This is a genomic window from Caballeronia fortuita, assembly GCF_001544835.2.
GTDB lineage: Bacteria > Pseudomonadota > Gammaproteobacteria > Burkholderiales > Burkholderiaceae > Caballeronia > Caballeronia fortuita.
Genome location: NZ_FCNX02000017.1, coordinates 1 through 22,616 on the forward strand (window position 1 = coordinate 1; position 22,616 = coordinate 22,616).

23 protein-coding genes and 1 pseudogene are annotated in these 22,616 nt (G+C 63.0%); 18 read left to right on the top strand and 6 right to left on the bottom strand.

Annotated elements, in window-relative coordinates:
• The 3 genes and pseudogenes from sdhB to gltA all read left to right on the top strand — a co-directional run.
• Positions 1–77, top strand: a pseudogene (gene sdhB, locus AWB77_RS36155) (succinate dehydrogenase iron-sulfur subunit); the annotation flags it as partial.
• 2 nt (positions 78–79) lie between these two features.
• Positions 80–349, top strand: coding sequence for an FAD assembly factor SdhE (locus AWB77_RS27295; protein ID WP_061137591.1), 270 nt, complete (start codon positions 80–82; stop codon positions 347–349).
• A gap of 137 nt (positions 350–486) precedes the next feature.
• Positions 487–1,788, top strand: a complete 1,302-nt coding sequence (gltA, locus tag AWB77_RS27300) for a citrate synthase (RefSeq protein ID WP_008354054.1) — start codon at positions 487–489, stop codon at positions 1,786–1,788.
• Positions 1,789–1,873: 85 nt separating this feature from the next.
• On the opposite strand, the gene AWB77_RS27305 is transcribed toward gltA, so the two are convergent.
• Together AWB77_RS27305 and AWB77_RS27310 are read right to left on the bottom strand one after the other, a co-directional pair.
• Complete coding sequence (locus tag AWB77_RS27305; protein WP_061137592.1) at positions 1,874–2,194, bottom strand: type II toxin-antitoxin system PemK/MazF family toxin; 321 nt, start codon at positions 2,192–2,194, stop codon at positions 1,874–1,876.
• Positions 2,188–2,436 carry an AbrB/MazE/SpoVT family DNA-binding domain-containing protein gene (locus AWB77_RS27310; RefSeq protein ID WP_061137593.1) on the bottom strand — a complete coding sequence of 83 codons (249 nt, stop codon included), beginning with the start codon at positions 2,434–2,436 and terminating at the stop codon, positions 2,188–2,190. Before AWB77_RS27310 ends, AWB77_RS27305 begins: the two co-directional genes overlap by 7 nt.
• A 336-nt stretch (positions 2,437–2,772) precedes the next feature.
• On the opposite strand from AWB77_RS27310, the gene leuC reads away from it, so the two are divergent.
• From leuC to purF, 15 genes are all read left to right on the top strand, one after another.
• Entirely contained in the window at positions 2,773–4,182 is a 1,410-nt protein-coding gene (gene leuC / locus AWB77_RS27315) for a 3-isopropylmalate dehydratase large subunit (RefSeq protein WP_061137594.1), read from the top strand.
• Between the two features lie 23 nt (positions 4,183–4,205).
• Positions 4,206–4,856, top strand: a complete 651-nt coding sequence (gene leuD, locus AWB77_RS27320; protein ID WP_061137595.1) for a 3-isopropylmalate dehydratase small subunit — start codon at positions 4,206–4,208, stop codon at positions 4,854–4,856.
• 26 nt (positions 4,857–4,882) lie between these two features.
• Complete coding sequence (gene leuB / locus AWB77_RS27325; RefSeq protein WP_061137596.1) at positions 4,883–5,950, top strand: 3-isopropylmalate dehydrogenase; 1,068 nt, start codon at positions 4,883–4,885, stop codon at positions 5,948–5,950.
• A 386-nt stretch (positions 5,951–6,336) separates the two neighbouring features.
• Positions 6,337–7,458: an aspartate-semialdehyde dehydrogenase gene (gene asd, locus AWB77_RS27330; RefSeq protein WP_061137597.1), complete on the top strand. Its 1,122-nt coding sequence runs from the start codon at positions 6,337–6,339 to the stop codon at positions 7,456–7,458.
• Positions 7,459–7,607: 149 nt separating this feature from the next.
• Positions 7,608–9,596, top strand: coding sequence for a FimV/HubP family polar landmark protein (locus tag AWB77_RS27335; protein ID WP_061137598.1), 1,989 nt, complete (start codon positions 7,608–7,610; stop codon positions 9,594–9,596).
• Positions 9,596–10,399: a tRNA pseudouridine(38-40) synthase TruA gene (gene truA / locus AWB77_RS27340; RefSeq protein WP_061137599.1), complete on the top strand. Its 804-nt coding sequence runs from the start codon at positions 9,596–9,598 to the stop codon at positions 10,397–10,399. Before AWB77_RS27335 ends, truA begins: the two co-directional genes overlap by 1 nt.
• Positions 10,396–11,064, top strand: coding sequence for a phosphoribosylanthranilate isomerase (locus AWB77_RS27345; protein WP_061137600.1), 669 nt, complete (start codon positions 10,396–10,398; stop codon positions 11,062–11,064). Before truA ends, AWB77_RS27345 begins: the two co-directional genes overlap by 4 nt.
• 47 nt (positions 11,065–11,111) lie before the next feature.
• Positions 11,112–12,305 (top strand): tryptophan synthase subunit beta, encoded by a 1,194-nt coding sequence (gene trpB, locus AWB77_RS27350; RefSeq protein ID WP_061137601.1) that lies wholly within the window; start codon positions 11,112–11,114, stop codon positions 12,303–12,305.
• Positions 12,306–12,314: 9 nt separating this feature from the next.
• Positions 12,315–13,190, top strand: a complete 876-nt coding sequence (locus AWB77_RS27355) for a DNA-methyltransferase (protein ID WP_061137602.1) — start codon at positions 12,315–12,317, stop codon at positions 13,188–13,190.
• A gap of 78 nt (positions 13,191–13,268) precedes the next feature.
• On the top strand, positions 13,269–14,072 hold the full coding sequence (gene trpA / locus AWB77_RS27360; protein WP_061137603.1) for a tryptophan synthase subunit alpha: 804 nt from the start codon (positions 13,269–13,271) through the stop codon (positions 14,070–14,072).
• Positions 14,073–14,142: 70 nt separating this feature from the next.
• Complete coding sequence (gene accD / locus AWB77_RS27365; protein WP_061137604.1) at positions 14,143–15,015, top strand: acetyl-CoA carboxylase, carboxyltransferase subunit beta; 873 nt, start codon at positions 14,143–14,145, stop codon at positions 15,013–15,015.
• Between the two features lie 78 nt (positions 15,016–15,093).
• Complete coding sequence (gene folC / locus AWB77_RS27370; RefSeq protein ID WP_061137605.1) at positions 15,094–16,404, top strand: bifunctional tetrahydrofolate synthase/dihydrofolate synthase; 1,311 nt, start codon at positions 15,094–15,096, stop codon at positions 16,402–16,404.
• 41 nt (positions 16,405–16,445) lie between these two features.
• A complete protein-coding gene (locus tag AWB77_RS27375; RefSeq protein WP_061137606.1) occupies positions 16,446–17,291 on the top strand; it encodes an SPOR domain-containing protein in 846 nt (281 codons plus the stop codon).
• A gap of 9 nt (positions 17,292–17,300) precedes the next feature.
• Entirely contained in the window at positions 17,301–17,834 is a 534-nt protein-coding gene (locus AWB77_RS27380) for a CvpA family protein (protein ID WP_061137607.1), read from the top strand.
• Between the two features lie 142 nt (positions 17,835–17,976).
• Positions 17,977–19,524, top strand: coding sequence for an amidophosphoribosyltransferase (purF, locus tag AWB77_RS27385; protein ID WP_061137608.1), 1,548 nt, complete (start codon positions 17,977–17,979; stop codon positions 19,522–19,524).
• Positions 19,525–19,600: 76 nt separating this feature from the next.
• Here purF and AWB77_RS27390 read toward each other — a convergent pair whose 3' ends face one another.
• The 4 genes from AWB77_RS27390 to AWB77_RS36160 all read right to left on the bottom strand — a co-directional run bounded on the left by AWB77_RS27390 (position 19,601) and on the right by AWB77_RS36160 (position 22,437).
• Positions 19,601–20,362, bottom strand: a complete 762-nt coding sequence (locus tag AWB77_RS27390) for a helix-turn-helix domain-containing protein (protein ID WP_061137609.1) — start codon at positions 20,360–20,362, stop codon at positions 19,601–19,603.
• Positions 20,363–20,372: 10 nt separating this feature from the next.
• Positions 20,373–20,714 carry an FKBP-type peptidyl-prolyl cis-trans isomerase gene (locus tag AWB77_RS27395; RefSeq protein WP_061137610.1) on the bottom strand — a complete coding sequence of 114 codons (342 nt, stop codon included), beginning with the start codon at positions 20,712–20,714 and terminating at the stop codon, positions 20,373–20,375.
• A 120-nt stretch (positions 20,715–20,834) separates the two neighbouring features.
• Positions 20,835–22,250 (bottom strand): hypothetical protein, encoded by a 1,416-nt coding sequence (locus tag AWB77_RS27400; protein ID WP_061137611.1) that lies wholly within the window; start codon positions 22,248–22,250, stop codon positions 20,835–20,837.
• 49 nt (positions 22,251–22,299) lie between these two features.
• A complete protein-coding gene (locus AWB77_RS36160; RefSeq protein WP_157694929.1) occupies positions 22,300–22,437 on the bottom strand; it encodes a hypothetical protein in 138 nt (45 codons plus the stop codon).
• Positions 22,438–22,616 lie beyond the last annotated feature (179 nt).

The window sequence follows — 22,616 nt, forward strand, 5'->3', positions numbered from 1 at the left end:
ACGTGTGCCCGAAGGGGCTCAACCCGACCAAGGCGATCGGCAAGATCAAGGAATTGATGGTGCGCCGGGCGGTTTGAAAATGGACGAATCTCACCAGTCCGATCCCCTTCGCCGCGCGCGCCTGCGTTGGCGCGCAAGGCGCGGCCTGCTGGAAAACGATCTGATCTTCGACCGTTTCTTCAGCCGATATGAGCATGACCTCAGTGACGCCGACGTGGCCGCATTGACCCGCCTGCTGGAGCTGAGCGACAACGAACTGATGGATTTGCTGCTGGCGCGCACGGAGCCGGAAGGCGACCTTGCAACGCCGGACGTGATCCGATTGCTGGACATGCTGCGCACCGTGTGATCTCAGCAGGAATCCGCGGAGTTTTGCAAAATAGGCCTGTTGCAGTGCACACAAGCCGATAAAAACAGTTTTGCCGCGCAGCTTCCGTCGTGCAAATTATCGAAAACCTGTACCCATACTTCGATTGAGGATGTGCTATGACCCCGTCAGATGTTAAAGCCACGCTATCGTTCAGCGACAACTCGCCGAGCGTCGAAATGCCGATCTATAAGGGCACGATGGGCCCGGACGTGATCGACATCCGCAAGCTGTACGGTCAGACCGGCAAGTTCACGTATGACCCGGGCTTCATGTCGACGGCGGCGTGCAACTCCGCGATTACCTACATCGACGGCGACAAGGGCGAGCTGCTGTACCGCGGCTACCCGATCGAGCAGTTGGCCGTGAACGCCGACTTCCTCGAAACCTGCTACCTGCTCCTGAAGGGCGAACTGCCGAACGAAGCGCAGAACAAGGAATTCGTGGACACGGTCACGCGTCACACGATGGTGCATGAGCAGATGCACTTCTTCTTCCGCGGCTTCCGTCGCGACGCGCATCCGATGGCCGTGCTGACGGCTGCGGTCGGCGCGCTGTCAGCGTTCTATCACGACTCGCTGAACATCAACGATCCGCGTCACCGCGAAGTCTCGGCAATCCGCATGATCGCGAAGCTGCCGACGCTGGTTGCGATGGCATACAAGTTCAGCATCGGTCAGCCGTTCGTGTATCCGAAGAACGAGCTGTCGTACAGCGCGAACTTCATGCACATGATGTTCTCGAACCCGTGCGAAGAGTACAAGGTCAACGACGTGCTCGTGCGCGCGCTCGACCGCATCCTGATCCTTCACGCGGACCACGAGCAGAATGCGTCGACGTCGACGGTGCGTCTCGCGGGTTCGTCGGGTGCGAATCCGTTCGCGTGTATCGCGGCCGGTATCGCGTGTCTCTGGGGCCCGGCGCACGGCGGCGCGAACGAAGCCGCGCTGAACATGCTCGAAGAGATCGGCTCGGTCGACAACATTCCCGAATTCATCAAGCAGGTGAAGGACAAGAACTCGGGCGTGAAGCTGATGGGCTTCGGACACCGTGTGTACAAGAACTACGACCCGCGCGCGAAGCTGATGCGCGAGACGTGCCACGAAGTGCTGAACGAACTCGGCCTGCACGACGACCCGCTCTTCAAGCTCGCGATGGAACTCGAAAAGATCGCGCTGGAAGACGAATACTTCGTGTCGCGCAAGCTGTACCCGAACGTCGATTTTTACTCGGGCATCGTGCAGCGCGCGCTGGGCATCCCGACGTCGATGTTCACGTGCATCTTCGCGATGGCGCGTACGGTCGGCTGGATCGCGCAGTGGAACGAGATGATTGCGGATCCGGAGCAGAAGATTGGCCGTCCGCGTCAGTTGTTCATCGGTCAGACGCCGCGCGAAGCGAAGCCGCTGGCAAAGCGCTAAACCGCGTCGCCAATGAGTTGGTATGCGAAGCCCCGGCGGGAAACCGCCGGGGCTTTTTTCTGTGCCGACGCCAACGTGCAAGAAATCACTCGGCGAACACTTCCTGCAAGACGCCGAGCGCGCTCAGAAGCGTGTCGTCAGCGACGGCGCCTTCTTTCCTGACCAGACGCACTTTATCGATCGTGCGAATCTGGTCCAGCAGAATCAGTCCGTGCTTCCTGTTGAAGGTTATCGGGACGCGAAAGGGTGCCGACTTGCCTCTGGACGTCATCGGCGCGACGATCACCGTGCGCAGATGATCGTGCAGCTCGCCCGGCGACACCACGACACACGGCCGGGTTTTCTGAATCTCGCTGCCCAAGGTTGGGTCGAGCGCGACCAGCCAGATATCGCCGCGGGCTACCATTCAAGCTCCGAATCATCGGCGTTGCCGAACTCGCCCATGACGAGGCGATCCTCTCCGCTCTTCGCAAGCGCTCTGCCGGCTTCGGCCCACCCTTCGCGAGCCTTGTTGCGTGGACGACGCAAAACGATCGCGTCATTTTCGACTTCCATCTCAACCTCCTTGTCCAGGCCGAGTTGAGCCAGGAACGGTTTGGGAATCAGGACGCCCTGGGAGTTGCCCATCTTCCGGATTGTGGTTTTCATGGAATCGATCGTGGCCGTACATGGAAGCACGATGTTATAACTCCATAACGTTGCTGGTCAATACAATGTTGTTACATAAGCATTCGAGGCGCTCGATGCAAGACTACGGCGCGCCGCGCGCGTGGACCATTCGTCCAAACGGGTTAAGCCGGGCGCATAGTAAGCTGGTAGTGCGGATCCGGGTACTCGCACCACTACGATAACTAACTGTTTTTATTGGATTTTTCCGCTGAGCCTAGTACCCACGGCGCACGCGATGGTGGCATAATCGTCGGACCCACCACCGGTTCGCCGGTGGCAGAACATTCCCCGCAGTCACACTCGAAAGCGCTCACCATGGCACAGACTCTCTACGACAAACTGTGGAACACACACGTGATCCACACGGAAGAGGACGGCACCTCAATCCTCTATATCGACCGTCACTTGCTGCATGAAGTGACGAGCCCGCAGGCATTCGAAGGGCTTAAGCTGGCCGAGCGTCCGGTGTGGCGCATCAGCGCGAATCTGGCCGTGTCCGACCACAACGTGCCGACGACCGACCGCTCGCACGGCATCGCCGATCCGGTTTCGAAGCTGCAAGTCGATACGCTCGATGCAAACTGCGATAGCTTCGGCATCACGCAGTTCAAGATGAACGATCTGCGTCAGGGCATCGTGCACATCATCGGGCCGGAGCAGGGCGCGACGCTGCCGGGCATGACCATCGTCTGCGGCGATTCGCACACCTCCACGCACGGCGCGTTCGGCGCGCTCGCGCACGGCATCGGCACGTCGGAAGTGGAGCACGTGCTCGCCACGCAAACGCTCCTGCAGAAGAAGAGCAAGAACATGCTCGTGAAGGTCGAAGGCCAGTTGCCGCGCGGCTGCACGGCGAAGGACATCGTGCTCGCGATCATCGGCAAGATCGGCACGGCGGGCGGTACGGGTTACGCGATGGAATTCGGCGGCTCGACCATTCGCGCGCTGACGATGGAAGGCCGCATGACCGTCTGCAACATGGCGATCGAAGCGGGCGCGCGCGCCGGCATGGTCGCCGTGGACGACACGACCATCAACTATCTGAAGGATCGCCCGTACTCGCCGCAGGGCGTCGAGTGGAATCAGGCGGTCGAATATTGGCGCCAGTTCAAGTCGGATGACGGCGCGCAGTTTGATCGCGTCGTCGAATTGAACGCCGCCGAGATCGTGCCGCAAGTGACGTGGGGCACGTCGCCGGAAATGGTGACGTCGATCGATGGCCGTGTGCCCGATCCCGACAAGGAAAAGGATCCAGTCAAGCGCGACGCAATGGAACGCGCGCTCACGTACATGGCGTTGCAGCCGAACACGCCGATCGAATCGATCAAGCCGGACAAGATTTTCATCGGCTCGTGCACGAATGCGCGCATCGAAGATTTGCGCGCGGCCGCGTATGTCGTGAAGTCGCTGGGCAAGCGCGTCGCGTCGAACATCCGCCTCGCGATGGTCGTGCCGGGCTCCGGTCTCGTGAAGGCGCAGGCCGAGCGCGAAGGCCTCGACAAGATCTTCACGAACGCCGGTTTCGAGTGGCGCGAGCCGGGCTGCTCGATGTGCCTCGCGATGAACGCCGACCGGCTGGACGCGGGCGAGCGCTGCGCATCCACGTCGAATCGCAATTTCGAAGGCCGTCAGGGCGCGGGCGGACGCACGCACCTCGTGAGCCCCGCGATGGCCGCCGCCGCCGCGATCGAAGGCCATTTCGTCGACGTGCGAAAGCTCGCGTAATCACACGGACATCGGGAAAGATCATGGAAAAATTCATCGTACATAGCGGACTTGTGGCGCCGCTGGATCGCGAGAACGTCGACACGGACGCGATCATTCCGAAGCAGTTTCTCAAGTCGATCAAGCGCACGGGCTTCGGCCCGAACGCGTTCGACGAATGGCGTTATCTCGATGTCGGCGAGCCCGGCCAGGACAACAGCAAGCGTCCGTTGAACCCGGATTTCGTGCTGAACCAGCCGCGTTATCAGGGCGCGTCGATTCTGCTCACGCGCAAGAACTTCGGCTGCGGCAGCTCGCGCGAACACGCGCCGTGGGCACTGGACCAGTACGGCTTTCGCGCGATCATCGCGCCGAGCTTCGCGGACATCTTCTACAACAACTGCTTCAAGAACGGCCTGTTGCCGGTCGTGCTGACGGAGCAGCAGGTCGACAAGCTCTTCAACGAGACCTATGCGTTCGTCGGCTTCCAGTTGACGATCGATCTCGAAGCGCAAGTCGTGCGCACCGGCGATGGCACCGAATACGCGTTCGACGTGCCAGGCTTTCGCAAGTACTGCCTGCTGAACGGCTTCGACGATATCGGCCTCACGCTGCGCCATGCGGACAAGATCAAGGCGTTCGAGGCGGAGCGTTTGACGAAGCAGCCGTGGCTGAATAATCGGCTCGTCGGATGAACACGCATAAATAAGGAAAGCGACACATGAAAATTGCAGTCCTCCCCGGCGACGGCATCGGCCCGGAAATCACCGCCGAAGCAGTGAAAATCCTGAACGCACTCGGCGAAAAGTTCGAGCTGGAAGAAGCGCCGGTCGGCGGCGCGGGCTACGAAGCGCAAGGCCATCCGCTGCCCGACTCCACGCTCGCGCTCGCGAGGCAAGCCGATGCGATCCTGTTCGGCGCCGTCGGCGACTGGAAGTACGACAAGCTCGAACGCGCGCTGCGTCCCGAGCAGGCGATTCTCGGACTGCGCAAGCACTTGCAACTCTTCGCCAATTTCCGTCCGGCGATTTGTTATCCGCAACTGACGGGCGCGTCGTCGTTGAAGCCGGAGATCGTGTCGGGGCTCGATATCCTGATCGTTCGCGAACTCAACGGCGACATCTACTTCGGCGCGCCGCGCGGCCTGCGAGAAGCGCCGGACGGCCCGTTCGCGGGCGCGAAGGAAGGCTTCGACACAATGCGTTATTCGGAGCCCGAAGTGCGCCGCATCGCGCACGTCGCGTTTCAGGCGGCGCAGAAGCGCCAGAAGAAGCTAACGAGCGTCGACAAGGCCAACGTGCTCGAAACGTCGCAGTTGTGGCGCGACACGATGATCGAGGTGGCGAAGGAATATCCGGATGTCGAGCTGTCGCACATGTACGTCGACAACGCCGCGATGCAGCTCGTCAAAGCGCCGAAGGCGTTCGACGTCGTCGTGACCGGCAACATGTTCGGCGACATCCTTTCCGACGAAGCGGCGATGCTCACCGGCTCCATCGGCATGTTGCCGTCGGCGTCGCTCGACAAGGACAACAAGGGCTTGTATGAGCCGTCGCACGGTTCCGCGCCGGATATCGCGGGCAAGGGCGTGGCGAATCCGCTCGCGACCATTCTGTCGGCGGCGATGATGCTGCGCTATTCGCTCGGCAAGGCGGAGCAGGCGGATCGCATCGAAAGCGCGGTGAAAAAGGTGCTGGAGCAGGGCTACCGCACCGGCGACATCGCCACGGCGGACGGCAAGGTCGTCGGTACGAAGGAAATGGGCGACGCGGTGCTGAAGGCGCTGTAAGCGCGCGAAAGACGATCGGCGCTTGCCAGCAAAAGGGCGGCCGATCGTCTCCTTTTACCGATGTTCGCGCACGATCCGTACGATTTTCACGCTCTTGCAGCACGACGCCGGCGAAAACACCGGGTTATCGTGTATATTGCTTTGCTATGGCGAAGAACTCTCAATTCTCTCTGGATTCCATCGGACGCGGCTCGAAGCCGCTCGCGACGGAACTCGCCATCAGCACGCGCATCGTGGCCATCAAAGCCACGACGAAAACGCGCATTACGAAAGTCTCCGTCAAAGCGATCACGATTCGCTGATCGTCCCTCGTGTCCGAGCGTCTTCCCCGCGCGGCCACGCCGGGTAAAGATGCGGGGAAGCGTCCACTTCAAAGGTAGTGAGTCATGAACGTAGGTCTCGTTGGTTGGCGTGGCATGGTCGGCAGCGTCCTGATGCAGCGCATGCAGCAGGAAGGCGATTTCGACTTGATCGAACCGGTGTTTTTCAGCACCAGCAATGCGGGCGGCAACGCGCCGTCGTTCGCCAAAAACGAGACAAAGCTCAAAGATGCGACAAGCATCGACGACCTGAAGAAGTGCGACGCCATCATCACCTGCCAGGGCGGCGACTACACCAACGAGGTGTATCCGAAGCTGCGCGCGGCGGGCTGGAAGGGCTACTGGATCGACGCGGCCTCCGCGCTGCGCATGAAGGACAACGCGGTCATCATTCTCGATCCGGTCAACCTGAACGTCATCAAGGATTCGCTCGTGAAGGGCGGGCGCGATTTCATCGGCGGCAATTGCACGGTCAGCCTGATGTTGATGGCGCTCGGCGGCCTGTTCCGCGAGAACCTCGTCGAATGGACGACGGCGATGACCTATCAGGCCGCCTCGGGCGCGGGCGCGCAGAACATGCGCGAACTGCTGCAGCAGATGGGCGTGCTCTACGGTGCAGCGAAGGAAGATCTGGCCGATCCGTCGTCGGCGATTCTCGATATCGACCGCCGCGTGCTCGCCGCGATGAACGGCGAACGCATGCCCGTCGACAACTTCGGCGTGCCGCTCGCCGGCTCGCTGATTCCGTGGATCGACAAGGATCTCGGCAACGGCATGTCGAAGGAAGAGTGGAAGGGCGGCGCCGAAACCAACAAGATCCTCGGCAAGCCGGCAATGGGCACACCGGGCTCGATTCCCGTCGATGGCCTTTGCGTGCGCATCGGCGCGATGCGCTGCCACTCGCAGGCGCTCACCATCAAGCTGACGAAGGACGTGCCGCTCGACGAAGTGCACGGCATTCTCGCATCGGCGAACGACTGGGTGAAGGTCGTGCCGAACGAGCGCGAAGCGTCGATCCGCGATCTGTCGCCCGCGGTCGTCACGGGCACGCTGACGGTGCCGGTCGGCCGTCTGCGCAAGCTGGCAATGGGCGGCGAGTATCTGTCGGCTTTCACTGTCGGCGATCAACTGTTGTGGGGCGCTGCGGAGCCGCTGCGCCGCATGCTGCGCATTCTGCTCGACAAGTAAAGTAAACTACGCGCCTGGAAGCGCGTGCCAGAACCGAAAGCGTCGCGTTTCCCGCGGCGCTTTTTGTTTTTGTGCAGCTTTTCGCAAAGCCGTGGTTATAAAGCGGTATTTCGCCGTATGTTCCAATTTCAGCCGTGCCCGGAGCCTCAATGATCCAACGACCTCGCCGGTCTCTCCTTTTGTCATCGCGTGCGGCGCTTGCCGCAACAAGTCTCGCCGTATGCGCGATGTTTTGGGCGAATCCCGGCGATGCGCTCGCCCAGGCGTCGGCCGCGACCGGGCAGACTTATGCGGTCAAGCCCGGCCAGTCGCTGAGCGATATAGCCGGTGAGCTCACCGGGTCGAAGGAACGCGACGTTCGCGCGAAAGCCGCACGCGCCCTGTTCGACGCCAATCCGAACGCCTTCGGCAACCACGACATCAATAAGCTCAAGCTAGGCGCGGTGCTCAACGTGCCTCCCGATCTGAGCGGTGCCGCGCCGGCAGCGGCTTCCACGCCGGAGCCGCAACAGAGCGCGCCTGCCGAAACACCCGCGCCTGCTGGTGCATCGGCATTGGCGGGGACATCGGCAGGCACATCGGAGAGTGCGGCGACGGCACCGGCTGCCGCGCCCGCATCGGCCGTCGAGCCGCAAGCGAGCGCGACGACAGCGCCGGAGCCGACGGCATCCGAGGCGGCATCCGTCACCGCCGCGCCAGCGAGCGTGCCCGCTGCGGCGCCAGCGGGCACGGCCAGCGGCAAAGGCGCGGGAGCGGCGACGATCGGACTGTCACCTTTTGTCATCGCCATTGTCATTGCGGTGGTCGGCGCGCTGCTGCTCAGAATGCGCCGCAAGAAGAAACCGAACGCCGTAGCCAGCGACGGTATCGATCGGCAAGCTCGAACCTTTGCGAGCCTTGAAGAATCGCAGGCCGATGCCGCCGCGCGCAACGCAGCGCTACGCAAGTCGGCGGCGGAAGCCGAGGACGAGACGTCCGCGCGCGGTCAGTCTGCCGTGGCGGCCCCTGCTGTGGCTAACGAGAAACCTGAAGTAGCACGGCCGCCGGTCGTTGCCGCGAGCGACGAATCGCCGCTGTCCGAGACATTTGCCCCGGTTGCGCCTGCTGCCCGGCATCCCGATTTCGTCCCACCGGCCGTCGAAGCCAACGCGCAAGACGAGCACGATCGGCACGCCCGCGAGATTGCGGCGCGAGAAGCGGCGCGTCTCGAGGCGGAGAAGTGGGAAGTCGAAGAGCGCGAAGCTGCTGCTCGTCAGGCTGCAGTTCGCGAGGCCGAAGAGCGTGAAATTCGCGCACGCGAGGCCGCCGCGCGCGAAGCGCTCACGCGTGAACTGGCCGAGCGCGAGGCCGAGTTGCGTCAGGAAACCGCGCACGAAGCGGAGGCGCGCGAGACCGCCGCACGCGAGATCATTGCGCGCGAGGCTGAATTGCGCGAGCTTCAGGCGCGCGCCGCCGAGGAGCAAGCCGCCGAGCAACGCGCCGCCGAACAGCGCGACATCGAGGAACAGGCGGCGCGCGAGGCCGAAGTTTCGGGTCTCGCGCCGGATGACGAACCAGTGCACACGCATCGATTCCCGATGCCGAAGTTTCCCCAGGACGCGATCAGCGCGCTCGGTTCGCTCGAAATGGAACTCCCGCCGCGCATGGACTTGACGATCAAGCCGCCCGCGACGTCCGAGCCGGTCAAGGTGACGCCGCCAGTGGAAGAGGCGCGCCACGCCGATCTCGGGGTGCCACCGAGCGACGTGCAGCCTATCGAACGCGTGCCGTTCGTTCCGCGGCCGGTGGCGCACGCCGAACCGGCGCCGCACTCGCAGGCGCCATCGGTGGCGTCCCAGATCGAAGCGGGTACCGCGGGCGCCGCATCGGTCGCGGGTCTCGGCGCGACGAAATTTGGGCCGCTCAGCCTCGACTTCGACGCCGGCGCAACCGCGAGCGCGACCGAGCCGCTGCCTGCGCTGACAGCCGCCCAATTGGCGACGATCGCGCGCAATAAGCTCGAGTTGGCTGCGGAATACATCGAATTGGGCGATCTGTCTGGCGCGCGGACATTGCTGCAGGAAGTGATCGAATCTAACGATTCTGCGACGCGCCAGCAGGCCGCCACGCTGCTCTCGACGCTGGCTCCGCATTCCTGATGCGCATCGCCTTGGGTGTTCAGTACGACGGCGCGGCGTTCTGCGGCTGGCAATCCCAGCCGCACGGCAAGACGGTGCAAAACGAACTGGAGCGCGCGCTTGCGCAGTTCGCGCAGACGCCGCTGCCGACCGTCGTCGCCGGTCGCACGGATACGGGCGTGCACGGTCTCGGCCAGGTCGTGCATTTCGACACCGGCCTCGACCGCACGGAATTCTCGTGGGTGCGCGGCACGAACGCGTTCCTCCCCGATACCGTCGCTGTGCAATGGGCGAAGCCGATGCCCGACGACTTCCACGCGCGTTTCGCGGCCTTCGAGCGCACTTATTTTTACGTTCTGTACATCAATCCGGTGCGTTCACCCATGTTGGCGAAACGCGCGGGCTGGGTGCACACGCCGTTGAACGTCGGCGCGATGCGCGAATCGATCACGTGTCTCCTCGGCGAACACGACTTTTCGTCGTTCCGCGCCGCCGATTGCCAGTCGAAAACGCCCGTGAAGCATCTTTATCAAATCGACGTGCGCGAGCAGGGCGATTTCATCCATTTCCGGTTTCGCGCCAATGCATTTCTGCATCACATGGTGCGCAATCTGATGGGATGTCTCGTTGCGATCGGACGTGGCCGCCATCCGGCTTCGTGGATGGCGGATGTCCTCGCCGCCCGCGACCGCCGCGCTGCCGCGCCGACTTTCATGCCCGACGGGCTCTATCTGGCAGAGGTCGGCTATCCTGAACACTTCGCGGTGCCGCCGCCGCGTATCGCCAGCATGCCCTGGAGCGCAATCTGGGCCGAGCCGAAATGAACGATCGAAACTTGCATCGCACCCGCATCAAACTGTGCGGACTTTCGCGCGTCGAGGACGTGCAACATGCCGTCGAACTGGGCGCCGACGCCGTTGGCTTCGTGTTCTACCCGCCGAGCCCGCGGTCGGTGAGCGTCGCGCAGGCGGTCGAACTGGCGCGCCAGGTGCCACCGCTCGTGTCGGCGGTCGGACTTTTCGTCAATGCGACGCCTGAATGGATTCGGGAAGTCACGTCCAACGTGCCGCTGTCGCTCCTGCAGTTTCATGGCGACGAAACGCCCGAGCAGTGCGACGAACTCGCCGCAATTGCGGGTTTATCCTATTGGCGCGCATTGCGGATTGGGGCTGATGCGTCCACAAGCCATTTGATAGAATCGTCTCTCAAGTTCAAAGTCGCTGGCGGCCTCTTGCTCGACGCTCTCGTCGAGGGCTTTGGCGGCGGTGGAAAGGTATTCGATTGGTCACTTATCCCAACAGATCTCGGGCATCGGGCCGTTTTGAGTGGTGGGTTGAACGCGCAAAACGTCAGTGACGCCATTCGGCGTGTGCGCCCGTACGCGGTCGATGTCTCGAGCGGCATCGAAGTGCCGGGCGCCAAGGGCGTGAAGGATCCCGCCCGAATGGCGGCATTCGTGCGCGCGGTGCGCGAAGCGGATGCCGGATGAATCGAACGTGGCCGCGCTGCCGGCCGCGTAACCGAGAGAGTGACGCAATGTACAATTTGCCAGACGAAAGAGGCCATTTCGGCCAATATGGAGGCGTGTTCGTCTCCGAAACCCTCATCCACGCGCTCGACGAACTGCGCGTCGCCTATGACGCGGCGCGGCAGGACCCCGCATTTATCGCCGAGTACGAGTACGAACTCAAGCATTACGTCGGACGTCCGTCGCCCATTTATCACGCAAGACGCTGGAGCGAAATGCTCGGCGGCGCACAGCTTTATCTGAAGCGCGAAGACCTGAATCACACCGGCGCGCACAAGGTCAACAACGTCATCGGTCAGGCACTGCTCGCCCGCAAGATGGGCAAGCCGCGCGTGATCGCGGAAACCGGCGCGGGCCAGCACGGCGTGGCGACGGCGACGATCGCGGCACGCTTCGGCATGGAATGCGTGGTGTACATGGGCTCGGAGGATGTGCGTCGCCAGGCGGCGAATGTCTATCGCATGAAACTGCTCGGCGCGACCGTCGTACCGGTGGAGTCCGGCTCGAAGACGCTGAAGGACGCGCTCAACGAAGCCATGCGTGACTGGGTGACGAACGTCGAAAACACGTTCTACATCATCGGCACGGTGGCGGGTCCGCATCCTTATCCGATGATGGTCCGCGACTTCCAGCGCGTTATCGGCGATGAATGCCGCGTGCAGATGCCCGAGATGACCGGACGCCAGCCGGATGCAGTGATCGCATGCGTTGGCGGCGGATCGAATGCGATGGGCATCTTTTATCCGTACATCGAGGATAAAGCGGTGAGACTGATTGGCGTCGAAGCCGCCGGCGATGGCATCGATACGGGACGTCACGCCGCATCGCTGATGGGTGGCAGTCCGGGCGTGCTGCACGGCAATCGCACCTACCTGCTGCAGGACGAAAACGGCCAGATCATCGAGACGCATTCGGTGTCGGCAGGTCTCGATTATCCGGGCGTCGGTCCAGAGCATGCGTGGCTGAAGGACGCGGGGCGCGCGGAATACGTGGGCATCACCGACGATGAAGCGCTCAAGGCCTTCCATGATTGCTGCCGGATCGAGGGCATCATCCCGGCGCTCGAGTCGAGTCACGCGCTCGCGTATGGCGCGAAGCTCGCCAGGACGTTGCCGCGCGACAAGGTGTTGCTCGTCAATCTGTCGGGCCGGGGCGACAAGGACATGCATACGGTCGCGGAGCGATCGGGCATCCAGTTCTGAGCTTCCGAGATGCGCACCGTCATCGACGAGCCGTTGTCCGCCGGCGCACTGCAGAGCGCCGGCAGCGACATTCGCAACCGTGATTTTCTGGCCGATGCCGAGAACATTCCCGACGCGTCGATCGATCTGATCGTCGCGGACCCGCCCTATGGTCTGGGCAAGGACTACGGGAACGACTCGGACATGTTGTCCGGCGAGGCTTTTCTCGAATGGACGTATCGCTGGCTCGATCTGGCGATTCCGAAACTCAAGCCAAGCGGCTCGCTGTACATCTTCTGCACCTGGCAATATTCGCCCGAACTCTTCGTGTTCCTGAAGCGACAGCTCTTGATGATCAACGAGATCGTCTGGGACCGGCGCGTGCCGAGCATGGGCGGAACGACGCGGAAATTCACGTCAGTGCACGACAACATCGGTTATTTCGCGGTATCGAAGGATTACTACTTCGATCTCGATCCGGTGCGCATTCCTTACGACGCAGAGACGAAAAAGGCGCGCTCGCGCAAGATCTTTGAAGGCAGCAAGTGGCTGGAGCTGGGCTACAACCCGAAAGATGTCTGGTCCGTTTCGCGTCTGCACAGGCAACACGCGGAACGGGTCGATCATCCGACGCAAAAGCCGCTGGAAATCGTCGAACGCATGGTGCTTGCAAGCTGTCCGCCCGGCGGCCGCGTGCTCGATCCCTTCATGGGGAGCGGCACGACGGCGGTCGCGTGCGCGCGTCATGACCGGCAGTTCACAGGCTACGAGATCAACGCGGACTACTGCGCGATCGCGAAGAGCCGTGTCGCCAATGCCCGCGCCGAAGCATCGAAGCCAGAAGCGTCCGTTCGCGTGCGCCGCAAGACGCTCGTCGCCTCCGACGCGGCTGCGCAAGCCGAATAGCGCCATTTTCGTCGCTGATCGCGTCGGATAAGCGCAGTAGCGCGTCCGACGCCAACGAATACGACCACGAGAATTTCCATGTCCCGTATCAAGAACACATTCGCGGCACTGGCCGCGCAGGGCAAGAAAGGGCTGATCCCGTTCATTACGGCGGGCGACCCCAATCCGGAGCAGACTGTCGAGTTCATGCACGCTTTGGCCAAAGGCGGCGCGGATGTCATCGAACTGGGCGTGCCGTTCTCCGATCCGATGGCCGATGGCCCCGTCATCCAGCGTTCCTCCGAACGCGCGCTTGCGCGTGGCGTGACGCTCAAGCGGGTACTCGCCGATGTCGCGCGCTTTCGCGAAACCGACGACAAAACGCCCGTCGTGCTGATGGGCTATGCGAATCCGATCGAGCGCATGGGCGCCGACGCCTTCGCGAAAGCCGCGCAAGAAGCGGGCGTCGATGGCGTGCTGGTGGTCGATTACCCGCCCGAGGAAGCCGAGAGCTTCGGCGCGTCGATGCGCGCGGCCGGCATCGATCCGATCTTCCTGCTCGCGCCGACATCGACGGACGAGCGCGTCGCGGCAGTGGGCAAGATCGCGAGCGGCTATGTCTATTACGTATCGCTGAAAGGCGTGACCGGCGCCGCAAATCTGGACGTTTCCAGCATCGCGAGTAAAATCCCGGCCATCAAGTCGCGCGTGCCCCTGCCAGTCGGCGTCGGATTCGGCATTCGCGATGCGCAAACCGCGCGCGCCGTCGCCGATGTCGCGGACGCCGTCGTCATCGGCAGCCGCCTCGTGCAACTACTCGAAGAGGCGAAGCCGGACACCGCGGCCGCGTCGCTGACGAGCTTCATCGCCGAAATTCGTCAGGCGCTCGACGCCGCACAGTAAAATACGCGCCGCCGCGCGCCGCCCGATCCGGGCGTGCGCCGCGCGGCGACCGATCAGTCAAGGAAAAACGATGAGCTGGCTCGACAAACTGCTGCCGCCGAAGATCAAACAAACCGATCCCAAAAGCCGAAAGGGCATTCCCGAGGGCCTTTGGGTGAAGTGTCCGTCGTGCGAGGCTGTGCTGTATCGCAATGACGTCGAGGCGAACCTGCACGTTTGCCCGAAGTGCAGCCATCACATGCGCATCGGCGCGCGCGAACGGCTCGATCGCCTGCTCGATCCGGAAGGCCGTTACGAAATCGGCCAGGAAGTCGTGCCGGTCGACGCGCTGAAGTTCAAGGACAGCCGCAAGTATCCGGATCGCATCAAGGAAGCGATGGAGGATACCGACGAGACCGACGCGATGGTCGTCATGGGCGGCGCGATCCACACGATTCCCTGCGTGGTCGCATGCTTCGAATTCTCGTTCATGGGCGGCTCGATGGGCTCGGTCGTCGGCGAGCGCTTCGTGCGCGGTGCGCGCAACGCCATTGAGCAGAACGTGCCGTTCATCTGCTTCACGGCATCGGGCGGCGCGCGCATGCAGGAAAGCCTGCTTTCGCTCATGCAGATGGCCAAAACCACTGCGCTGCTGACCAAACTGGCTGACGCCAAGCTGCCGTTCATCTCCGTGCTGACCGATCCGACGATGGGCGGTGTGTCCGCATCGTTCGCGTTTCTCGGCGACGTCGTGATCGCCGAGCCGAAGGCGCTGATCGGCTTTGCCGGCCCGCGCGTGATCGAGCAGACCGTGCGTGAAAAGCTGCCGGAAGGTTTCCAGCGCGCCGAGTTCCTGTTGACGAAGGGCGCGGTCGACATGATCGTGGACCGTCGCAAGATGCGTGAAGAAATCGCCCAGTTGATGGCGCTCATGACGCGGCAACTCGCCGATTCCGTCGCCTGAGCCGACTATACGTAGCGCCGCGCCGCGCGTGAACCCCGCGAGGTTCCGCGCGGCGCTTTTGTTTCCGCGATCTCGAAAATGAACACTTTCCCCACTCTCGACGCCTGGCTCGCCCATCTGGAAGCGGCGCATCCGGTCGGCATCGACATGGGTCTGACGCGCATCGGCAAGGTCCGGGATGCGCTTGGACTGAGCTTCGAATGCCCGGTTATCACCGTCGGCGGCACGAACGGCAAGGGCTCGACGTGCGCGATCATCGAAACGATTCTGCTGCGCGCGGGCTATCGCGTCGGCTGCCATACGTCGCCGCATCTGCTTTCGTTCAACGAGCGTGCGCGCATCGACGGCGCTGACGCCAGCGACGCCGAACTGCTCGAGCACTTCGCCGCCGTCGAAAAGGCGCGCGCGAGCCTCTCCGAACCGGTTTCGCTGACTTACTTCGAGTTCACGACGCTCGCGATCCTGCATCTGTTCGCGTCGCGCAAGCTCGATGCGGTGATTCTGGAAGTCGGGCTGGGCGGGCGTCTGGACGCGGTGAACATCGTCGATACGGATTGCGCGGTGATTACGAGCATCGACATCGACCATACGGATTTTCTCGGCGATACGCGCGAGAAGATAGGCTTCGAGAAAGCGGGCATTTTCCGCACGGGCAAGCCGGCGGTATGCGGCGATCCTTCGCCGCCGCAGACGCTGATCGATCATGCGGAGAAGATCGGCGCGGATCTGTGGCTTGTCGGGCGCGACTTCCGTTATGAAGCGCAGCCGGGCAACGAGCGCCAGCAGTGGAGTTACATCGGCCGCGAGCTACGGCGCTCGGCGCTGGCGTATCCGGCGCTGCGCGGCGCGAATCAGCTCATCAACACGTCGGCGGCGCTGGCCGCGCTCGAATCGCTGCGCGATCGGCTGCCGGTATCGGCGCAGGATATCCGGCTCGGGCTTGCCAATGTCGAGTTGCCGGGACGCTTCCAGGTGCTGCCGGGCAAGCCGCAGATCATTCTCGACGTCGCCCACAATCCGCACGCGGCCGCCGTGTTGTCGCAAAATCTCGGCAACATGGGGTACTTTCCGTACACCTACGCGGTGTTCGGCGCGATGGCCGACAAGGACATCGAGGGCGTCGTCATGCAGTTGAAGGGCGAGATCGATCACTGGAACGTCACCGCGCTGCCGACGCCGCGCGCCGCATCCACGGAGCAACTCGAGAAGAGTTTGCGCGATGCCGGTGTCAACGACAGCGCCGACAGCAGCGTTTCCCGATTCGAAACACCCGCCGCAGCTTTTCAAGATGCGTTAAGCCGGGCCTCCGAAAATGATAGAATTTTGGTTTTCGGCAGTTTCTACACGGTAGCCGGCGTCATGGCCTACCGTCGAATGCAGCATAACTAGCAGCATCATTCAGACGGACGGCCGTCGGCACCAAGCGATACATGGGACTCTTTTCGTTCGGCAAGAAAGACGACTCCGGTCGCGACGCATATTCCGAATCCTCGCGCGGCTCGCGTCACACCGTCCGCACGGAACGCCGCACGCGCAGGTCCGAGCGCACCGACGCCGACGCGATGATGCTCGATCCCACCTTGCCCGAGAAGCAGCGCGCGCGCCGCAGGCTCGTCGGCGCGATCGCGCTGGTTCTGGCCGCTGTCATCGTCCTGCCGATGGTGCTCGATTCGCGTCCGAAGCCCGTCACCAACGACATTTCCATCGATATCCCGAATCGTCCGGCGCCCGCCGCGAAACAGTCGCGCGAAGCGAACGACGCGGACACGCAAGCCGGCGTCGCGCATGAAGCACCGGCGGGCGCGTCGGGCAGCGTTTCGACCGGCGTGACGCAGCCGCCGGCCGCGACGGCGCAGGCGAAGCCGGAAGCGAAACTCGAACCGAAGGCGGAAGCCAAACCTGAAGCGAAGCCGTCGAAACCCGCCGCCGTGGCGAGCCAGAACGCGAAGCCGCCAGCCACCGAGCCGTCCGAGCAAGCCAATGCAAACGCCGCGGCGAACGCTGCAGCGGGCGCGGCCAACACGCCGTCGTCGCCGGCCGGAAGCCGCTTCGTGCTGCAAATCGGCCAATTCGACGATGAAACCGCCGCGCAGAATTGGGTCAACAAGTTGAAGTCCGCGGGTGTGCCCGCATATCTCGAACATCGCAAGCAGTCCGATGGCGCGACCAAGTCGCTGTTGCGCGCAGGTCCGTTCCCGGATCGCGCGTCGGCGCAGGCGGCGCTCGTGAAGGTGCGCCAGGCCGGTCTCGGCGGCGGCACCCGGGCATCGAACTAAGCAGGCTCGATGTTCACCGCTTTCGACTACGCCGTGATGGCCGTGATCGGTCTGTCCGCGTTGCGCGGCATGTGGCGTGGCCTATTGGCCGAGGCGTTCGGTCTGGTCGGCTGGGTCGCCGCCATTTTGATCGGCGGACGCTTCGTCGGGCTCGTCGTGCCCTATATTCCGTCGACGTGGCCGGGCGGCGCGCTCACGCAATGGCTCGTGGCATTCGTGGCGGTCGTCGCGTCGGTGCTGCTGATATCGAGCGTGTTGTCGGCGCTTCTCACGCGCATCACGGAAGTGACCGGCCTGCGCGGCGTCGACCGCTCGTTGGGCTTGCTGTTCGGCCTCGTGAGAGGGGCTATATTGGTGGTTATTCTGGTCGCGCTGGCTGGCCTGACCGAACTGCCGGAAAAGGATTTTTGGCGCAATGCGCTGCTGCGGCCGATGGCCGAGCAAGGCGTGCGCGAACTGAAACCGCTGCTCCCCGATACGCTCGCCGCGTATGTGCACGTCGCTCCTGAACCGAGCGGCCTGGCGCCAAACGCCGCACAATAGACGACCGGCCCGCTACACGAGGACCCGCGACGGCTCGAAGACGCTTCGACGCGGCCTCGTTACGGCCGAATTTCGAGAGAGGCGTCGAAGAGATCCGGGCAACGCCTTGTCTACCCGTTTCGACTCTTTGAAGGACCATGCCATGTGCGGCATCGTAGGTGTAGTTTCCCAAAGTCCCGTCAATCAGCTGATCTATGACAGCCTGCTTCTGCTCCAGCATCGCGGACAGGATGCGGCGGGCATCGCCACGGCGAACGGCAATAACTTCCACTTGCACAAAGCCAACGGCATGGTGCGCGACGTCTTTCGCACGCGCAACATGCGCAGCCTGCCGGGCAATGTCGGCATCGGGCAAGTGCGCTATCCGACCGCCGGTTCCGCGTCCAGCGAGGAAGAAGCGCAGCCGTTCTACGTGAACGCGCCGTTCGGCATCATCCTCGCCCACAACGGCAACCTCACGAACTGGATGCAGTTGAAGGACGAGATGTTCCGCATCGACCGCCGGCACATCAACACCGCATCCGATACCGAAGTGCTCCTCAACGTGTTCGCGCACGAACTGCAACTCGCGAGCTCGGGCCTGCAACTCGACGCCACCGCGCTGTTCAAGGCCGTGGCGGGTGTGCATCGCCGTGTGAAAGGCTCGTATGCGATCGTTTCGCTGATCGCGGGCTACGGCCTCGTCGCGTTTCGCGATCCGTTCGGCATTCGACCGCTCGTGCTCGGCAAGCTGGAAACGTCGACGGGCGTCGAATGGATGGTAGCGTCGGAGTCGGTGGCAATCGAAGGCATCGGCTTCGAATTCGTGCGCGATGTCGAACCGGGCGAAGCGATTTTCATCGACGCCGAAGGGAATCTGCATAGTCACCAATGCGCGGAAAAGCCGGAACTGAACCCGTGCATTTTCGAGCTTGTCTATCTTGCGCGTCCGGACTCGTGTCTCGACGGCGTGCCGGTGTACAACGCGCGCCTGCGCATGGGCGATTACCTCGCCGAGAAGATCAAGCGCGTGCTGCCCGACGTGCCGATCGACGTCGTGATGCCGATTCCCGATTCGTCGCGCCCCGCCGCGATGCAGGTCGCCGCGAAGCTCGGCGTCGAATATCGCGAAGGCTTTTTCAAGAACCGCTACGTGGGCCGCACCTTCATCATGCCTGGCCAGGCGGTGCGCAAGAAGTCGGTACGCCAGAAGCTCAACGCGATGGGCATCGAGTTCAAGGGCAAGAACGTGTTGATCGTCGACGATTCCATCGTGCGCGGCACGACCTCGCATGAAATCGTGCAGATGGCCCGCGATGCCGGCGCGAACAAGGTGATCTTCGCGTCCGCAGCGCCGCCGGTGAAGTTCCCGAACGTGTACGGCATCGACATGCCGACGCGCGGCGAACTGGTCGCGCATGGCCGCAGCGATGACGAAGTCGCGCGCATGATCGGCGCGGATTATCTCGTCTATCAGGACGTCGAAGATCTGAAGAACGCGATCCGCGACATCAACCCGGCGCTGAAGGAATTCGAGGCATCGTGCTTCGACGGCAACTACATTACCGGCGACGTGACCACCGATTATCTCGATCGCATCGAGTCCGCGCGCCTCGCGCCGCAGTCGCAATCGGATCGCGATGCGGCAAGCGACGCGCAAGAGGGCGGCATGACGCGCTCGCAGTTGCATCTGCAGCTATCGGTCGAGTAACGAGTAAACGCAAAACGAGCAGATACTCGCCGCTCGATCGAGGCCCGCTTCGTCTGCGCAGACCAAGCGGGTTTTTTTATGCAGCGCCGTTGCGCCATTGCCCCGGCGAAATGCCGAAGCGTTTTGAAAACGCATGCGTGAAGGCGCTCTGATCCGCAAAGCCGACATCGAGCGCGATAGCGGTGAGCGAGGCGCGAGGATCGGCGAGCAGCGTGAGCGCGGCATCGAGTCTCAGGCGATGCAGATAGCGGTGCGGCGTCTCGCCGAACGCTTCGTTGAAGAGCTGATGAAAGCGCCGCATGCCGAAGCCGCAATGGGCGGCGAGATCGGCGATACGCAACGGCTCGGCCAGATGCAGACGCATCCACCGGTCGATGCGCGCGAAGTCGAGGCCGCGCATGGCGTCGACAGAATCGTCCGTGTCGTGCATCAGCGCGCCGCACAGATGCGCCGCCGCTTGCCATGCGAAGCGGTCCGCCGCGCGAGGCGGGCCGATGAGCATCGCGCGACGGGCGACATCCGCGACGGCTTGCGTGACGCGTGGATCGATGACGATCGCGCGCGCCCGCTCGAAGTAACGTTCGGGCACGGCGACGGATGCAGCCGGCAGATCGATCACGAGCTGGCGGTTATCGCCCTCGGCCCAGTAATCGTGGCGCGCGCCCGCCGGGATGATCCACGCGCCGCTGCAATCGATGCGCGCGCCGTTACCGTCGACGGCCATTTCCATGGACCCGTCGAGACCGAGCACGATCTGATGGAAGTCGTGCACGTCCGATGCCTGGCGCCCGTCATAACGACGCAGCGACACGGCGGGACGCGAGAGCGGCGCGCTCATGCGGTGAAGCTCAAACGTCCAGCAGTTCCACTTCGAACACGAGCGTTGCGTTCGGCGGAATCACGCCGCCCGCGCCACGCGCGCCGTAGCCGAGTTGCGGCGGAATCGTGAGACGGCGCACGCCGCCCACTTTCATGCCCTGCACGCCTTCGTCCCAGCCCTTGATGACCATGCCGCCGCCCAGCACGAAGGCGAACGGGTCGTTGCGGTCCTTGCTCGAATCGAACTTCTGGCCGTCCGTGAGCCAGCCCGTATAGTGCACGCTGACGGTCTTGCCCGCGACGGCTTCAGCGCCTTCGCCAACGTTGACGTCTTCGTATTTGAGACCGGAATCGGTCGTGACAATCGACATGGTTGCTCCCTGGTTGCCCGGCCATCGACGATGGATGAGCCGGTGGTCGAAACCGCCATTGTAGAACGTCACAGGGAAGCGGGCCGGCGCGTGATTCGCGCCGGCATCATGCCGCACAGATCAGAGATGACGGCCGCGCGGGCCGAAGCGCGAGCCGATGCGCGTGCCGATTTCCGGCCGCACGTGCCTGCCGATCGTGGTGCCGATCGATGCGCCGTCTTGCGACTGCTGCATCGCGGCCGCGGCGGCGCTGTCGCCGACATGCTGCTTCGCGAGCTTCAACGCGCGCACGCGAACATAGGCCATCGCGACGAGCGTCCACGGCGCGAGATAGGCGAACTCGGGAACGGAAACCATCATCATCGTCCAGGTCGCGGCGCAGCACTGGCGCAGCGCCATGCCGCGCGGGTCCCAGTCGAGCTTGAACGCGGGGTAGAGCATCAGCGCGCTGATGAACACGGTGCCGACGATGCCGGTATTCACGAGCAGTGTCGAGAAAAGATCGGTCGATCGTATGTAGCCGAAGCCGATGCCGAAAAGCTGGTTGAGCGGCGCGGACGCGAGCCACAACTGCATCGACTGAAGGAAGAGCACGCTGCGATCGGAGCCTGACTCGGTTTTCGCTTCGAGCTTGTCGGTGACCATCTGCTTGAAGAGATCGGCGATGTAATCCTGCAGCAGATACGCGATCACGCAGAGTACGAAAAGCCCGATCAGCGCCTTTACCGGGTTGATGCCGAGCTTGCGCACGCGGATCAGCGAATACACCGCGTAGCCGATCAGTACCGTCGACGAGGTGGTCATCAAGAGCGACAGCCCGATGACCCACACCGGCCAGCGCACGCGCGAGGTTGCGTTGAAGTAGACCCACATCGGGAAGATGGACATCGCGTACATCGACGGCTCGCCGGTCAGCGCCTTCAGACGCTGGATCGGAATGCCCTTGATGTCGATCTGCTGGAACGAGCTGCCGTTCACCGTGCCGTCCGAGCGCACGATGCCCTTGCCGAACTGATCGCCGAAAGCGCGGTTCGAGATGAAATCGCCCGGTTGTCCCGTCACGATGTAGTAGGCCACTTCGAAGATGCCGTAGATCGCGAGCAGCGTGACGGCCGCAAGAATCCACTGGTCCCAGGTCGGCTTGTAGTAGTGATACACGTAGGCCGCATAGAGCATGACCGCCGCCACGTAGATGGACTGCGTGAACATGCTCTTGCGCATGATGAACGTGAAGGGATCGGTGTCGTCGACGAGAGCGATCTTGCTGAAGTCGGGATCGAAGGGCGCCATGACGTCGGCGAGTTGCGACGTGCACACCATCAGCAGCCACACGGCGAGGCCCGCGATCACGAAGTGCATCCAGCTTTTGCGCGCGCGTCCGCCGAACAGCAGCACGAGCGGCACGGAGAGAAAGCACATCAGATAGCCGATGGTCGTGCCTTGAATCGATGGCATGACGAGAAACGACGTCACCGGCATCGCGAAGGCCCAGATTCGGTAGTAGAGGTCGGTCAGCGCCGCTTTTTCTTTCATCATCTGAATTGGATGCGCCCGCTAGCCACGGGCTTTTGAATAGGGCGAAAGCTCAGCCGCGAGGCCGGAACGACGCCAGCAAGGCCACGACGATCACGAGCGCCGGGCGCAGCCAGAAGCGCGGTTCGTGCGACGTGCGCCTGACCGGCTGCGGCATGCGCTGAAAATCGCAATGCGGACACATGCTCATATAAGCGCCCACTTGCCTGCGGCAGCGAGGACAGTGTACGAGCCGATGCCTGAATGAAAAACGTCCGCTCATATACGTCTCTCTCGTCGACCCGGTTGGCGACGCGAGGGCGTCGCGAGCTTCGTGCAGACACCAGCATTACAACGTGAAGCGCCGCGTGACGGGCACGCGGCGCATTG

Excerpts from the sequence above, each read along its gene's own strand:
- gltA (WP_008354054.1), top strand. The coding sequence starts at position 487 with ATGACCCCGTCAGATGTTAAAGCCACGCTATCGTTCAGCGACAACTCG.
- AWB77_RS27395 (WP_061137610.1), bottom strand. The coding sequence starts at position 20,714 with ATGTCGATTGTCACGACCGATTCCGGTCTCAAATACGAAGACGTCAAC.
- AWB77_RS27310 (WP_061137593.1), bottom strand. The coding sequence starts at position 2,436 with ATGAAAACCACAATCCGGAAGATGGGCAACTCCCAGGGCGTCCTGATT.
- AWB77_RS27295 (WP_061137591.1), top strand. The coding sequence starts at position 80 with ATGGACGAATCTCACCAGTCCGATCCCCTTCGCCGCGCGCGCCTGCGT.
- AWB77_RS27345 (WP_061137600.1), top strand. The coding sequence starts at position 10,396 with ATGAACGATCGAAACTTGCATCGCACCCGCATCAAACTGTGCGGACTT.
- AWB77_RS36160 (WP_157694929.1), bottom strand. The coding sequence starts at position 22,437 with ATGAGCATGTGTCCGCATTGCGATTTTCAGCGCATGCCGCAGCCGGTC.
- folC (WP_061137605.1), top strand. The coding sequence starts at position 15,094 with ATGAACACTTTCCCCACTCTCGACGCCTGGCTCGCCCATCTGGAAGCG.
- leuB (WP_061137596.1), top strand. The coding sequence starts at position 4,883 with ATGAAAATTGCAGTCCTCCCCGGCGACGGCATCGGCCCGGAAATCACC.
- AWB77_RS27355 (WP_061137602.1), top strand. The coding sequence starts at position 12,315 with ATGCGCACCGTCATCGACGAGCCGTTGTCCGCCGGCGCACTGCAGAGC.
- asd (WP_061137597.1), top strand. The coding sequence starts at position 6,337 with ATGAACGTAGGTCTCGTTGGTTGGCGTGGCATGGTCGGCAGCGTCCTG.
- trpA (WP_061137603.1), top strand. The coding sequence starts at position 13,269 with ATGTCCCGTATCAAGAACACATTCGCGGCACTGGCCGCGCAGGGCAAG.
- AWB77_RS27380 (WP_061137607.1), top strand. The coding sequence starts at position 17,301 with ATGTTCACCGCTTTCGACTACGCCGTGATGGCCGTGATCGGTCTGTCC.
- AWB77_RS27375 (WP_061137606.1), top strand. The coding sequence starts at position 16,446 with ATGGGACTCTTTTCGTTCGGCAAGAAAGACGACTCCGGTCGCGACGCA.
- AWB77_RS27400 (WP_061137611.1), bottom strand. The coding sequence starts at position 22,250 with ATGATGAAAGAAAAAGCGGCGCTGACCGACCTCTACTACCGAATCTGG.
- purF (WP_061137608.1), top strand. The coding sequence starts at position 17,977 with ATGTGCGGCATCGTAGGTGTAGTTTCCCAAAGTCCCGTCAATCAGCTG.
- AWB77_RS27390 (WP_061137609.1), bottom strand. The coding sequence starts at position 20,362 with ATGAGCGCGCCGCTCTCGCGTCCCGCCGTGTCGCTGCGTCGTTATGAC.
- truA (WP_061137599.1), top strand. The coding sequence starts at position 9,596 with ATGCGCATCGCCTTGGGTGTTCAGTACGACGGCGCGGCGTTCTGCGGC.
- leuC (WP_061137594.1), top strand. The coding sequence starts at position 2,773 with ATGGCACAGACTCTCTACGACAAACTGTGGAACACACACGTGATCCAC.
- AWB77_RS27335 (WP_061137598.1), top strand. The coding sequence starts at position 7,608 with ATGATCCAACGACCTCGCCGGTCTCTCCTTTTGTCATCGCGTGCGGCG.
- AWB77_RS27305 (WP_061137592.1), bottom strand. The coding sequence starts at position 2,194 with ATGGTAGCCCGCGGCGATATCTGGCTGGTCGCGCTCGACCCAACCTTG.
- leuD (WP_061137595.1), top strand. The coding sequence starts at position 4,206 with ATGGAAAAATTCATCGTACATAGCGGACTTGTGGCGCCGCTGGATCGC.
- trpB (WP_061137601.1), top strand. The coding sequence starts at position 11,112 with ATGTACAATTTGCCAGACGAAAGAGGCCATTTCGGCCAATATGGAGGC.
- accD (WP_061137604.1), top strand. The coding sequence starts at position 14,143 with ATGAGCTGGCTCGACAAACTGCTGCCGCCGAAGATCAAACAAACCGAT.